Genomic DNA, 12766 nt, shown 5'->3' on the forward strand with positions numbered 1-12766 from the left:
CCAGGGCGCCGCGTCAGGCGAGTGGAACACCCGTCCGGCTTTCCAGCGCCTCGATGAGCTGGGTCTGGAAGTCTTCGTCGTGGCAGGCCGGGTGTGGTGGCTGTGTTTGCTCGTGGTGCCAGTAGCCGCCGGTGCTGGGGGTCACATGGTTGTGGGTAGCTAGCCATGTCTGGGTCTCGTGTCCGGCGGTCAGGTCGTCCGGTGCGCCGGCGCCGCCCATCCGGGTCGGGACCCAACCGGGATCGACCGCGTGGCTGGATGTTCCCGACCAACGCGATGCGAGCGCCAGCGCGAGGGTCGTGACCCACAGCTTGCTGTCGGAGTACGTACCGCCGGCCGACAACCGCCGCAGGTCGGTGGAGCCGCCCCGATGCATGGAACTGCTGAGGTAGATCAGCCTGCCGGGCTTGTCCATCGACGCGGTCAGCAGGTACGGCGCGACCACGTTGACCGTGATTACCTCGGAGGAGCCCATGACGCCGGCGTTGTAGATGACGGCGTCGAAGCGACCGAAGCCGGAGGCCTGCCGTGCGACGTCGTGGATCTCGTCCACCCGGGCGAGATCGCCGATCACCACGCCCTTCCACCGGTCCGGATCCCTGAGACGGGACTCGTTGCGGACGTGAACGACCACGTCATGCCCGTCGTCGGCCAACGCGTGCGCCGTGTTGTACCCGAGCCCGCTGGCCGCCCCGGTCACCATGACGAGTGCCATGTCAGAGGGCCCGCGTTTCGGAGGCGTCATCGCGGGAGGCGGCCCAGGAGGCCAGCAGTCGCAGGCTTTCCTCGGACGGTGAGCCGGGTTCGGCGGTGTAGACGGTGAGGGTGAGGCCGGATTCCGACGTCATGGCCAGGGCTTCCCAGCTCAGCGTGAGCTCGCCGACGACCGGATGATGGAAGCGTTTGGTGCCGGTCCCATGACGCGTGACGTTGTGGGCGCCCCAACGAGTCCGGAAGTCGTCACAGCGCGTCGACAGCTCCCCGACCAGGTCATGGAGATCCTTGTCGTGGGGGTTGCGGCCGGCCTCGGTCCGCAGGAGGTCCACGGTCATGTCGGCAACGTGGTCCCAGTCGGGGTAGAAGCGGCGGGCCACGGGGTCCAGGAACTGGAAGCGGGCCATGTTCGGCGGCTTCGTGGTGCTGGTTGTGTAGAGGTCGGCGTAGTAGGCGCGGGCCAGCGCGTTGGCGGCCAGGACGTCCAGCCGGCCGTTGGCGACCCACGCCGGCCCGGCGGTGATGGCGTCCAGGGTCCACTGCAAGCTCGAGTGCGGGGTCCACTGCCTGCTGGAGCGCGCCCGGGGCCGGGCGAGCGTGTCGGATCCTTCGGCGGCTTGCGCCAGGTGGAGCAGGTGAACACGCTCGGCCTCGTCGAGCTGAAGCGCCCGCGCAACCGCCTCCAGCACGGCGGGTGAGACACCGGAAAGGCTGCCGCGCTCAAGCTTGGCGTAGTACTCGACGCTGACATCAGCCAGCGCGGCGACCTCGCTACGTCGCAGTCCAGGCACCCTGCGCCTGCTGCCCGCGGGCACCCCTGCCTGCTCCGGGCTGAGCCTGGCTCGCCGCGAGACCAAGAACTCGCGGACCTCGTCACGGTTGTCCACACCACGACAGTACGTCGACCGCCGCCCGAGAGGGATGCACTGCCAGTACACCCATCACCAGTAACTCGATACCCGCCCCGACAGCCGATTACCTGGACGTACCACGGCCGTTCACCTCATCACAGCAAGGAGCAAAGCTATGCGCGGTGTCTTGATGCACGCCCCCGGTGACTTCCGGGTGGAGGAGCGGGAGGACCCGAAGATCCTGAAGCCCACCGATGCCGTCATCCGGCTGGCCGCGACGTGCGTCTGCGGCTCGGACCTGTGGCCCTACCGAGGAGCCGAACCCATCGACGCACCCTCCCCGATCGGTCACGAGTACGTCGGGATCGTCGAGGAGATCGGCAGCGACGTCACCACGCTCGAGCCCGGCCAATTCGTGGTCGGCGGATTCTCCGCCTCCGACAACACCTGCGAAATCTGCCGCGCCGGCTACCAAACCTCCTGCGTCCAGCGGGAGTGGATGAATGCCATGGGCGCCCAGGCCGAACGACTCCGGGTCCCGCTGGCCGACGGCACGCTCGTCGCCACCCCGGGCTTGCCGGACGACGACCTCATCCCCAGTCTGCTCACCGCCTCCGACGTACTGGGCACCGGCTGGTTCGCGGCCGTCGCAGCCCAGGCCGGACCCGGCAAGACAGTCGCCGTCGTCGGCGACGGCGCGGTCGGCCTGCTCGGTGTCCTGGCGGCCAAGCAACTCGGCGCGGAGCGGATCATCGCCATGAGCAGGCACGAGTCCCGCCAGAAGCTCGCACTCGACTTCGGAGCCACCGACATCGTCACCGAGCGCGGCGACGACGGCGTACGGCAGATCAAGGAGCTGACCGGCGGCCTCGGCGCCCACTCCGTCATCGAGGCCGTCGGCACCCAGGAGTCAATGCTGCAAGCGATCCGCTCCACACGCCCCGGCGGACATGTCGGGTACGTCGGCGTCGCGCACGACGTCACCCTCGACGGGCAAGAACTGTTCTTCTCCCACGCCCACCTGCACGGCGGCCCCGCACCCGTCCGCGAGTACCTGCCCCAACTCATCGACCTGATCTGGAACCGCCAGATCAACCCCGGCAAGGTCTTCGACCTCACCCTCCCCCTCGAGCAGGCCCCCGACGCCTACCGCGCCATGGACACCCGCCGAGCCATCAAGGTCCTACTCCGCCCCTGAAGAGAAGGATCCGTTGCGAACAAGGCTATTTCAGCTCGGCGGAGGGATTTCCAGTAGGCAGTCGCGTACCTGCGAAGAGTGGTGTCCTGCCGCGATGAATGGCATGTGGGGCCTCTGATCGTCGGGGTCTGCAACTGCGTAGCCCGCCGCCCAGATGCACCCATCGATCTCGACGCTGCTGACCAAGGAACCCATCTGCGCCGGACTTGTGGTCAGAACGAATGCATCACCGTCGAACTCGGCGACGATCTGGGGATCAAGTACGCCGGGACCGCCACCGACCGCGACGGGTTTGCCGTCGACGAGCTCGAGGTCGTGGAACTGGCCCGGCACCACTGGGGTCGCGACCTCGGTCCAATTCTTGCCGTCATAGTGCAGGGCGAGGGGTCGCCGCAACAGCTCAGGGTCCGACTGATGGCCGACAGCCCAAATGTCATCGTCCGAATTCATCACAAGCTCTTCGAGGACGACCCGTCCGTTCACAGGCATCTCCGCGGTGTGCCAGGTCGTGCCGTCGAAGCGGGCGACTCCGCTGAAGCCGGCGGCCCAGATCTCGCCCGAGACCACTTTCAGATCGTTGATGTAGGTCAGGTCGAACCCGGTTCGCGGAAGTTCCTGCCAGCCGCCGTCGGAGTACCGGAGGACGCTGGCCTGCGCGCCGTACCTGCCGATCAGCAGGTCGTCACCTTGCTCGCCGATCGCCGTGTATTGAGCACTCTCCCCCACTGGGAGCGGGGGAGAGTTCACAACGCTCCAGGCGTCCCCGGTCCAATGCTGGAGAACCGGTCGCATCGGATCCTTGTCGGTCATTTCCGTTGCACCGACGGCCCACACATCGTCCGTCGACCGAACCAGCACGTCATCCAGCCGGCCGTCCGGGAACGGCTGAACTGTCTGCTGCCACCCGCCGCCGTCCCAACGCAGCGCGGTCGGGTGGAAGTTCTGGCCGGGGCCGCCCGGCTCCTGTTCGATGTCGATGCCGACGCTCCACATCGCCTCACCGACGCCATCTACCGCTTGGATGACGCCGTGATCGAAGCCGGGTGGAGTGGGCGTCCAATCGATGGGCTGGACGAGACCACCGAGAGTCGCCGCCAGCACTAGGTTGGTCATAAGAGTCTGCATATCCCTAGAGACGAAGCGTGAACCTGCTTCGGTCACACAAATAACGCGACGGTGCGGTGGATGTTGCTCTAGGCAAGAACCTTGGGATGAAAGCGATCAGAAAGCACGCTGGATCAAACTATGTACGAGGTGACGGAAACCGATCTCGGCGCTATGTGACGTACGGTCGGGCTAGCCGCGCGCCGGAACCGTCCGATCGTTTGCTCTAGAGGAACGCGGCCACGATCAAGGCTGGCCCGACGATGAAGTCGATGACGCCGCAGTACTCGGCGTACGGCCGATTCACGACTTGGTTCGCCCTGAAGTGGTACACGTCCCAGATCGCGTGCGCGAGGAATCCAGCACCGATCAGCGCGATACCGACCTGCGGCGCGACGGCCGTGCACACGAGCGTGACTGCGCCGAAGCCGACCATGCCGGCGGTCTGCCTCGCAAAGAGTCGGCCGTCGGTGTACCGGCGTCGTGCCACTGCCCATAGCCACAACAGCACCACGACTATCGGCATACCGACGATTGGATCGACCGGCAGAACCTCCGTCAGATGGAGCACCTGAAGGACCGACATCACGCCGCCCAGCACCACGAGGGAAATCCACGCAGTCCACGGGCGACCGATCGCGTAAGCCATCATGTAGATCCCGGCCATCATGACGACCAATGGGCCGAACAATTCCACCTCGCGATCCAGGCGGACGATCAGTAGCAGCGAGCCGACAACGAAGACGAGCGCCAAAGCGGTCGGCCACCGGTCCACCAACCGCGGCCGGCTCACAGCCGTACTGGTCCTCGCCTGAGGGGACAGGTCCTGAGCCTTGCCAGATCCGCTGCGGAATTCCTTCTCCATGTCATACCTCCACTGCGTTTGGTTGCCGACGGCCCTTTCAGCAGATCTCGCCCGGATACGCGTCGCTACTCCTACGGACCACCGAGCATGAAGTCGACTTCATACGATGGCCTCTCGTCGTGTCGGTGGGATCAGGACGCTTGTCGCGCCGGCCGCGACGAGTGCCAGAATCGCCGCCACCAGATACCCGCGCTCGAACCCGGACCCGGTGGCGAGGGTCAGGCTGGCCGCCACCACTCCGGACATGACTGCGACTCCGAGTGAGGAGCCCAGCTCGTGACTCGTACTGAGGACAGCCGATGCCACACCGGCCTCGTCGGGGGCAACGCCACCCAAGACGGTGGCGGCTGCCACCACGAAGAGCACTCCCAGCCCTCCCGATGCGATAGTCACCGCGGCCACTGTCGAGGCCACACCAAGGCTGACAGCCGGTACAACCAAGCCGGCCGCGGCCACGATGAGCCCGCAGGCGGCCAGTGACCGCGCGCCGAACCGACCCAGGAGACGCCCCGCGGCTTGGGCACCGATCATGGTTGCGAGCGCAACCGGCAGGAACAAAAGGCCGGTCACGAGTGGGTCATGACCTGCGACACCTTGAAGGTAGAAGGTACCGAGGAAGAACACAGAGACCATCAGGGCCGTTGTCACCAACAGCGCCAGTGATCCGGCTGCAACCGTGCGCCGGCCGAGTAACGTTGGTGGGACCAAGGGATGGGGAGTTCTGCGGATCCAGATCCCGAACCCTGAATAGAGCAGTCCGCCGACAACAAGAAGGACCAGCGTCTGCGCGCTCGTCCAGCCGTCCTCGCCGGCATTGATGAATGCATAGGTCACGACGAGGGTGGCGCTTGTGCCCAGCAAAGCTCCGACGACATCCAGGCGGCGCCCTGGCGCCCACGCCGGCATAGCCGGTAGGACCCTGCCGAGATAGCCGAACACCACAGCGCCCACGGGCACATTCACGAAGAAGATCCATTGCCAACCTGGCCCTGCAGTCAACACGCCACCGAGCAGTACGCCGACAGCAGCACCGACACCGCCCAGGGCCGACCAGATTCCGAGCGCCCTGTTCAACTCGGCACCGGTGAAGATCCGGACCAGTACCGAGAGAGCGGCCGGAGACAGCAGTGCAGCCCCGACACCCTGAACAGCCCGTGCCGCAATGAGGACCTCTCCACCGGTAGCCAGCCCTGCGACCAGCGACGCGATGGTGAACACACCCAAGCCCGACAGGAGAATCCGGGTGGGACCGAACGTGTCCGCGGCGCGCCCCCCGAGCAGCATCAATCCACCGAACGCCAAGGTATAGGCGCTCACCACCCAGGTGAGAGCTTCCCGGTCGAGTCCGAGGTCGTCCCCCATCTCCGGCAACGCAACGGTCACCACGGTGATATCGAGGATCAACATGAGCTGGGCCAGTCCGAGCAGAGCCAGCGCCTGCCATCGGCGTTGGTACGGCTCGCCTGAGCTGAAACTTGATGGCTCGTGCGAGCCGGGACTTGCCTCACTCTCCGCCATGACACTTCCCTCCGGCCTCAGGTGAACTCATCGTGCTGATCACTCGGGGTTCCCCGAGCAGTACGGCTACCGCCGTGCTCGTCGGCCGCGGACGTAGGTGCGGGGGATCCTCCCCCACCGGTCGGCTCGGCCACGAGCATCCGCAGCGAAGTTGCTCAGTGTTTCGTCGGGGGCTGCGACCGCCGCTGTCCGCATCAGACTCCGCCGCGAGCACCTCGTCATCGCAGATCCATTCTGTCCCTTGATCCCTGTCCTGGTGACGACGTCGGCCGATGGGCCAGACCTGCCCGTGGGAGTAGTTGTCGACCCCTCCCACAGCACCATGCCATCGACGGGTTTCAGATCACTTTCAACAGGTCACCCGAGGCGAACGCGCGGCAACGGGTGGGTCTCCTCGTCCTTGCGCCGGCTTCACCTGGTGATGCGAAGGACTGTCGGGTCAGAGGTGGCGGTCGATTTGGTCGAGCATGGCGTCGACGGCGGTCTGGTCGGCCGGATCGGCTGCTGGTCCGGTGTAGTCGTAGGTCAGCTCGGTGCCGTCAGGGGTGGGAGAGAGTGTGATGGTGACCTCTTCGTCGTGGCCGGGACGAAGTACGACCCGGTGGGGTGGTTCGAGGTCACCGAACCGGACCGTGAACGGCAGTTCGGTGCTGTTGTCCTCGGCAACCATGATGGCCTGGACCGAGCCGCCCGAGCGGGCGTCCATCCGGACCGTCTTGATCTAGAGGTCAGTTGAGGGCGATGTGTACGACAGCACCACGACACCGGAGGCGAGCGGCCGGACAGCGGCATACCGCAGATGGGCGACCAGGCCCTCGGTGTGCAACCGGTCGTCGGCGGTACCGACGCCCACGAGCGACGGGTGGTACCAGAGGTGGAGCTCGTCCAGCAGCCCCTCCGCCAGCAAGGTCTTGGCAACCGGGCCGAAGCCGTGCATGAGGATCGGCCCGCCGTCGGTGGCCTTGAGCCGGCGAACCTCGTCGACCAGGTCGCCCGCGAGCACCTCGGTGTTCGCCCAGGCAGGGTCGGTGAGGGTCGTGGACGCCACGTACTTCGGGATGAGGTTCATGCGCTTGGCGTACTCGCCGTCGCGGCCGGGCCAGGCGCCGGCGTACACCTCGTAGGTCTGCCGGCCCATCAGCATCGCGCTGGCCTCGGCCAACTGCTCGAGCGCCAGTGCGTCGGAGTCGGCGTCGACGAAGTCGAAGTGCCACTTGTCCATGTGGTTCACGACGCCGTCCAGGGTGACGAACGTCGAGTTGATGATCTTGCGCATTGGGTGCCTCCTGCTTGTGCTTGTCATTGCTTTGATCCTCGGCGGACCGGATTCATCTGCGCGTTCACGGAGTCGAGGTCATGTACCTCCCTGGGTTCGAACCCAGCAGCTTCACGAACTGCTGGAAGGTCTTGGCGCCGCGGACCGTTCGCTCGGTGCCGCTTCGTGCGTTGCGGTGGCCGACCGGTTGGGCATCCGGAGCACAAGCGCCAGGACGACGACTGTCATCGCCAGGCCGAACCACAAGCCCCAGACCATGCCGCCTACCTGGGCTGCCTGGGGCTCGTAGCCTTCCTTGAGCAGGTGGGTCGTGCGCGAGGACAACAAGGTCGCCACGATCGCCGTACCGATGGCGCCGGCCACTTGCTGGGAAGCCCCGAACAGTGCGCTTCCATGCGAGTAAAGCCGTGGTGGGACGTCGCCCAGTCCGAGGGTGAACATGGGGGTGAAGATCAGGGCCAGCGAGAGCATCAGCAGCACGTGCGCAACAAGGATCAGCCAGATCGGCGTCGTCAGGCTGACTTGGGTCAGTACTCCCAAGGCCACGAGGGCGCCGATGCCGCCGGGCACGATCAGCCGGCGGCTGCCGTACTTGTCGAACCAACGACCCACACGAGGACCGAGCAGCCCCATGGCGAGGCCGCCCGGCATCATCAGGAGACCCGTCTCGAGGGTGGTGAGGTGGCGCAGGTTCTGCAGGTAGACCGGCAGGATGAGCATCGAACCGAACATGCCGGCGAAGGCGCCCGCCATTGTGAGCAAGGCCAGGCGATAGGTACGCCGGCCGAGGGGCCGCAGATCGAGCAGTGGCCGGTCGGTTCGCTGGAGGCGCAGCTGGAGGAAGACGAACGCTGCCAGTGAGGCCAGGCCGACGACGGCGAACGCACCCGCCTCGATGCGGGCGTCGGCACCACTGCCGAACTCGCTGAAGCCGTAGACGAGGGAGCCGAAGCCGATCGCGGAGAGGATGACGCTGGGCAGGTGGACCGAGGCCGGGCTGCGCTCGCCGACGTCGCGAAGCTGACGGTGGGCTGCCAGGCTGACGGCCGCGGCGATGGGCAGGATCAAGCCGAACAGCCAGCGCCAGGAGGCGAACTCGAGGATCAGGCCGGAGGCGGTCGGACCGAGCGCCGGTGCCGCGGAGATCGCCAGGGTCATGTTCCCCATCACTCGGCCGCGGTCCTCAGGAGCGACGACAGACATCAAGGTCGTCATCAGCAACGGGACCATGACCGCGGTGCCTGATGCCTGGATGATCCGGCCGAGGAGCAAGACCCAGAATTCGGGGGCAGCCGCAGCTACCGCGGTGCCGATGCAGAACACGGTCATGGCCAGCCCGAAGGCCTGCGGAGTGGACACCCGTTGGAGGAACCAGCCCGTGATGGGGATGACGACGGCCATGGTGAGCATGAATGCGGTCGAGAGCCATTGGGCGGTCGTGACGTCGACCGCGAACTCTCGCATCAGGCTCGGCAGAGCGTTGAACATGACCGTCTCGTTCAGAATCACAACGAACGCGGCGGCTACCATCCAGCGGAGGACGCCGTAGTCGCGGGATCGGGCGGTGCCCGCCTGGGTCGAAGAAGACATTGACGCGATCCTTCGTATCGTGACGGGCGCCGTTGCATCACCGTTGAGGACGCAACGGCACCCGCTCGTTCAAGTGGATTCAGGGATCAGGACTTCTGGGCCGCAGCCATGGCTTTCGAGGCCTGTCGGTAGTTGCCGCCCGGTCCCTGGCCGACGGGGCCGTAGACCAGGAACAGGACTCCGTTGCTGAGGGCTCTCGAGCTACGCAGCTCCAGGGGCAGTGCGGTGCCGGTCTGCTCGAAGAGACGCATTCCGTCCCGGACAGCGATCGGATCGACCAGAAGCTGAAGCTCGTCGACGAGCCCGGCTTCGAGCAACTGGCGAACGACCGAGATCGAGCCGCTGATGGCGATGTCACTGCCCGGCTCGCTCTTGAGTTCGGTCACCGCTTCGACGAGCTCACCCTCAAGCAGCTCGGAATTGCGCCAGGTCAGCTGGAGCGGCTGGTTCGACACCACGATCTTGCGAGCGTCGCCGAGGACCGCGGCCAGTGCGGCATCCTCGCCGCCTGCTTCCTCGCGCTTCGGCCACGTCGCGGCGAAGGTGTCGTAACTCTTCCGGCCCATGAGCAGTGTGTCGCTCATCTGGGCTTGGACGATAGCCCCCATCTCCTCGTTGAAGAAGGGGAAATGCCATTTCTCAGGCGTCTCTACGACTCCGTCAAGAGTCGTGAACAGGCTGGCGACGAGTCGTCTCATGGGCATGGTTCCTTTCGTGCAAGGGCTTCCGCGAGCAACGGAATAGTTCGAGCTCGAACCATAACTCTAACACCCATGTAAGACAAGTGACCGCTCGCGTAGGCTGACGTTCCAACGTCGTCGAATCGGGAGCGCAACGATGGAGTCCGACGGGAACAGGCCGCGCTCTGTCGCGCGACATCGGCCTCCGCGAGCCGACGCGCGCCGCAACGTAGAAGTCATACTTGTGGCCGCGGAGCGGTGCCTGTCTCGTGACCCTGACGCGAGCATGGCCAAGATCGCCACCGAGGCAGGACTCGACAGAGTCACTGTCTATGCTCATTTCAAGACGCGGGCCGAGCTTGTCGAGCAGGTCGCGCGACGCGTGCTCACCGCCGCCAACGAGGTTCTCCGCGGACTCGATCTGTCCGGCGACCCCGCAGAGGCACTCGAGCGGCTGGTTTCGGCCTCCTGGGAGGTCACGGCCCGGTCAGGCACCCTTCTCGTCGCTGCGGAGAAGGCACTGCCATCGCGCCTCGTTCGACAGGTGCACGCCGGCGAGCTCGAGCAACGCGTCCACGACTTCCTAGAGCGTGGTCAGCGCGCCGGCGCCTTTCGGGCCGATCTGACAACGGACTGGCTCGTGGCCGTGTTCCACAACACCCTGCACGCGGCGGCCGCGGAAATCGCCGCCGGTCGGCTCGCCAAATCAGATGCCGCCCACGTCATCAGCGCAACGTTGTTGAACACATACCAAGCCTTGCCCCCGCCCAGTCCCCGCAAGAAGGCTGCGCGCAAGAGCTGATGAGGCCTGATCCAGCGCGGATCGTTCGAGCTGCTCGGTTACTAGCTCATCGTTCGGCTGGGCTGTGGTGTGGCGGGAGTATGCGTTCGGCCAGCATGGGGTAGTCGAGCACGACCCCATCGCGGTCCACGTGGAGCTCGAACTCTTGGCTGGTGGCGCTGCGGTAGCGGATCCGGGCACCGTGCCCATCCGAGGCAACCACCATGTACTGCTGTGTGGCCGGCACAACCTCCAGAGTTGGCACCTTGACCCAAGCCATCGTGTGGCCGACCCAGCGCCCGATCGTCCCGCGTTGAAGGAGGCGGCGAATTGGCATGAGGTTCGTGAATGGGCACTTGCCAAGGTCGCAGTCCACGCTGCCGGACAGTGCGTCCGTCAGTGAGGCAGGTAGCTGCTCGATTCCATCGGCATCGGAGTATTCGCCGGACCAGGTTCCGAGCGATGATCTGCGGAGCTCCAGCCGGAGGCTGCGGCCGTCCTGGTCGTGTCTATGGATAGCCAGCCTTCGCGTCGCCCAGGCGTCGTCGATCTCGAGATCCCACCTGGTGCGGTACTCGAGCGCGACACTTGCTCCGCTGACAACACATCCGGTCGGTCCGAACGCGGCGCGCACCACCTCGAGCCGATCCGGGTCGTCCGCTCCTCGCCATGCATAGGTTGCGACGTTCATCGCTCCCCTCTCACAAACGTTCATTCACTCTGTCGCGAAGCCCGGCCGAGGAATGCGCGGGCAACCGACGGGCCTGCACACGGGCGCGTCGTACTGCCGACAGCCCACGGTATCTGCTCACCGCCGCTGCGATTGGGGGATCCGTCACAGGATGGTTCGAGTCCGAATCTTTTGATACGCTGCCGCCACTGTGCGCCTCGTCGCGACGCGGCGCGGCAACTTCGGCCGGCGAAGGGCCATCCAGCGAGCCGTCGGGTTGGTGCCTCCGCACGTCACCATCCCGTACTTCTACGAGCCGCCCGACGCGGACTGCTTTGAACAACGGATACTCGCGGAGGAGAAATGCGCTCCTTGGACGACTCGACGGACGTAACCCGGCTATTCGCCCCCACACAGCTCGGCCATCTCGAACTGCGCAACTCATTCGTGATGGCACCGATGACTCGGTCCCGCTCCCCGCAGTCCACGCCGACCGCTGAGGTCGCCGAGTACTATCGGCGCCGAGCAGCCGGGGGCGTCGCACTCCTCATCACCGAGGGCGTACTGGTCGATCACATATCTGCCGGCCACCATGACGACGTTCCCAGGCTGGACCCCAGGACAGCGGTCGCCTGGAACGCAGTGGTCGATGCGGTACATCGTGAGGGATCGCGGATGTTCGCCCAACTGTGGCACCTCGGGGGTGAGCGTCACGATGTCGGCTGCACTACCGCCTGGACGCCGAGTGGTGTACCGGGAACCGGATCGCCTTGCCCGCACACCATGTCGGTCCATGACATCGACGCGGTGGTCGAGTCGTTCGGGCGGACCGCCGCTCAAGCCCGCGCGCGTGGATTCGACGGAGTCGAGATCCACAGCGCGCACGGCTACTTGATCGATGAGTTCCTGTGGCCGGAGACGAACCGGCGGACCGACGGCTATGGCGGCAGCATCGCGAATCGCGTGCGCTTTGCCACTGAGATAGTCAGTGCGGTGCGCGCCGCCACAACACCGGACTACCCGATCTCGATCCGGTTCTCTCAGTTCAAGGAGCGGTGCTTCGCGGCACACATCGCGGAATCGCCACGCGAGTTGGAGGCGATCCTCGTCCCGCTAATGGATGCAGGGGCGACGCTCTTCCACGCCTCGCAGCGCAGGTTCTGGGAACCCGCGTTCGAAGGTTCGGACCTCAACCTCGCGGGCTGGGCCAAGAAGGTCACGGGGCTGCCGGCGATCACCGTGGGCTCCGTCGGGCTTCAGGCAGGCGAACTACGCGGTTGCTCGCACCCTGAGCACTCGCTCGCCGCCCTGGCACAACGCCACGCAGCAGGCGAGTTCGACCTCGTAGCGGTCGGGCGCCCGTTGCTTGCCAATCCATCCTTCGTCAACGACGTCGCCGACGAGCGCTTCGACGAGATGTGCGACTACCGCAAGGACGACGAACTTGTTTGGCCGTAGCCAGGAGGTGGGTGAACCGGCCGCACAGGCATCTGCAACCGCGGGTCCGCAGGTTCGTGAC

Annotated in this window: 13 protein-coding genes; 3 read left to right on the plus strand and 10 right to left on the minus strand. The window is 65.8% G+C overall.

The window, feature by feature from the left end:
- Positions 1–13: 13 nt before the first annotated feature.
- The gene (locus OHB24_RS39030) at positions 14–715 is read right to left on the minus strand and encodes an SDR family NAD(P)-dependent oxidoreductase (RefSeq protein ID WP_327635980.1); all 702 of its coding nucleotides are present in this window, start codon (positions 713–715) and stop codon (positions 14–16) included.
- A 1-nt stretch (position 716) separates the two neighbouring features.
- A complete protein-coding gene (locus tag OHB24_RS39035; protein WP_327635981.1) occupies positions 717–1601 on the minus strand; it encodes a helix-turn-helix transcriptional regulator in 885 nt (294 codons plus the stop codon).
- A 139-nt stretch (positions 1602–1740) separates the two neighbouring features.
- On the opposite strand from OHB24_RS39035, the gene OHB24_RS39040 reads away from it, so the two are divergent.
- Positions 1741–2763: a zinc-dependent alcohol dehydrogenase family protein gene (locus OHB24_RS39040; RefSeq protein WP_327635982.1), complete on the plus strand. Its 1023-nt coding sequence runs from the start codon at positions 1741–1743 to the stop codon at positions 2761–2763.
- A 30-nt stretch (positions 2764–2793) separates the two neighbouring features.
- Here the strand turns inward: OHB24_RS39040 and OHB24_RS39045 are convergent, their stop codons facing one another.
- The 7 genes from OHB24_RS39045 to OHB24_RS39075 all read right to left on the minus strand — a co-directional run bounded on the left by OHB24_RS39045 (position 2794) and on the right by OHB24_RS39075 (position 9814).
- On the minus strand, positions 2794–3924 hold the full coding sequence (locus OHB24_RS39045; protein WP_327635983.1) for a hypothetical protein: 1131 nt from the start codon (positions 3922–3924) through the stop codon (positions 2794–2796).
- 169 nt (positions 3925–4093) lie between these two features.
- A complete protein-coding gene (locus tag OHB24_RS39050) occupies positions 4094–4732 on the minus strand; it encodes a hypothetical protein (RefSeq protein WP_327635984.1) in 639 nt (212 codons plus the stop codon).
- Between the two features lie 99 nt (positions 4733–4831).
- Positions 4832–6250, minus strand: coding sequence for an MFS transporter (locus OHB24_RS39055; protein WP_327635985.1), 1419 nt, complete (start codon positions 6248–6250; stop codon positions 4832–4834).
- Positions 6251–6689: 439 nt separating this feature from the next.
- On the minus strand, positions 6690–6956 hold the full coding sequence (locus tag OHB24_RS39060; RefSeq protein ID WP_327635986.1) for an SRPBCC family protein: 267 nt from the start codon (positions 6954–6956) through the stop codon (positions 6690–6692).
- 15 nt (positions 6957–6971) lie between these two features.
- Positions 6972–7526, minus strand: coding sequence for a dihydrofolate reductase family protein (locus OHB24_RS39065; RefSeq protein ID WP_327635987.1), 555 nt, complete (start codon positions 7524–7526; stop codon positions 6972–6974).
- A gap of 111 nt (positions 7527–7637) precedes the next feature.
- Positions 7638–9116 (minus strand): MDR family MFS transporter, encoded by a 1479-nt coding sequence (locus OHB24_RS39070; protein WP_327635988.1) that lies wholly within the window; start codon positions 9114–9116, stop codon positions 7638–7640.
- Between the two features lie 86 nt (positions 9117–9202).
- Entirely contained in the window at positions 9203–9814 is a 612-nt protein-coding gene (locus OHB24_RS39075; protein WP_327635989.1) for a dihydrofolate reductase family protein, read from the minus strand.
- Positions 9815–9953: 139 nt separating this feature from the next.
- On the opposite strand from OHB24_RS39075, the gene OHB24_RS39080 reads away from it, so the two are divergent.
- Positions 9954–10598, plus strand: coding sequence for a TetR/AcrR family transcriptional regulator (locus OHB24_RS39080; RefSeq protein ID WP_327635990.1), 645 nt, complete (start codon positions 9954–9956; stop codon positions 10596–10598).
- A 46-nt stretch (positions 10599–10644) separates the two neighbouring features.
- On the opposite strand, the gene OHB24_RS39085 is transcribed toward OHB24_RS39080, so the two are convergent.
- Positions 10645–11268 carry a putative glycolipid-binding domain-containing protein gene (locus tag OHB24_RS39085; protein ID WP_327635991.1) on the minus strand — a complete coding sequence of 208 codons (624 nt, stop codon included), beginning with the start codon at positions 11266–11268 and terminating at the stop codon, positions 10645–10647.
- 342 nt (positions 11269–11610) lie between these two features.
- On the opposite strand from OHB24_RS39085, the gene OHB24_RS39090 reads away from it, so the two are divergent.
- Positions 11611–12705, plus strand: coding sequence for an oxidoreductase (locus tag OHB24_RS39090; protein WP_327635992.1), 1095 nt, complete (start codon positions 11611–11613; stop codon positions 12703–12705).
- Positions 12706–12766: the final 61 nt, after the last annotated feature.

The sequence above is a fragment of the Kribbella sp. NBC_00482 genome (assembly GCF_036013725.1).
Lineage (GTDB): Bacteria > Actinomycetota > Actinomycetes > Propionibacteriales > Kribbellaceae > Kribbella.

What these genes read in the sequence shown, in the direction of transcription:
- OHB24_RS39040 (WP_327635982.1), top strand. Translation starts at nt 1,741, where the DNA reads ATGCGCGGTGTCTTGATGCACGCCCCCGGTGACTTCCGGGTGGAGGAG.
- OHB24_RS39060 (WP_327635986.1), bottom strand. Translation starts at nt 6,956, where the DNA reads ATGGACGCCCGCTCGGGCGGCTCGGTCCAGGCCATCATGGTTGCCGAG.
- OHB24_RS39055 (WP_327635985.1), bottom strand. Translation starts at nt 6,250, where the DNA reads ATGGCGGAGAGTGAGGCAAGTCCCGGCTCGCACGAGCCATCAAGTTTC.
- OHB24_RS39090 (WP_327635992.1), top strand. Translation starts at nt 11,611, where the DNA reads ATGCGCTCCTTGGACGACTCGACGGACGTAACCCGGCTATTCGCCCCC.
- OHB24_RS39030 (WP_327635980.1), bottom strand. Translation starts at nt 715, where the DNA reads ATGGCACTCGTCATGGTGACCGGGGCGGCCAGCGGGCTCGGGTACAAC.
- OHB24_RS39085 (WP_327635991.1), bottom strand. Translation starts at nt 11,268, where the DNA reads ATGAACGTCGCAACCTATGCATGGCGAGGAGCGGACGACCCGGATCGG.
- OHB24_RS39050 (WP_327635984.1), bottom strand. Translation starts at nt 4,732, where the DNA reads ATGGAGAAGGAATTCCGCAGCGGATCTGGCAAGGCTCAGGACCTGTCC.
- OHB24_RS39075 (WP_327635989.1), bottom strand. Translation starts at nt 9,814, where the DNA reads ATGAGACGACTCGTCGCCAGCCTGTTCACGACTCTTGACGGAGTCGTA.
- OHB24_RS39065 (WP_327635987.1), bottom strand. Translation starts at nt 7,526, where the DNA reads ATGCGCAAGATCATCAACTCGACGTTCGTCACCCTGGACGGCGTCGTG.
- OHB24_RS39070 (WP_327635988.1), bottom strand. Translation starts at nt 9,116, where the DNA reads ATGTCTTCTTCGACCCAGGCGGGCACCGCCCGATCCCGCGACTACGGC.
- OHB24_RS39080 (WP_327635990.1), top strand. Translation starts at nt 9,954, where the DNA reads ATGGAGTCCGACGGGAACAGGCCGCGCTCTGTCGCGCGACATCGGCCT.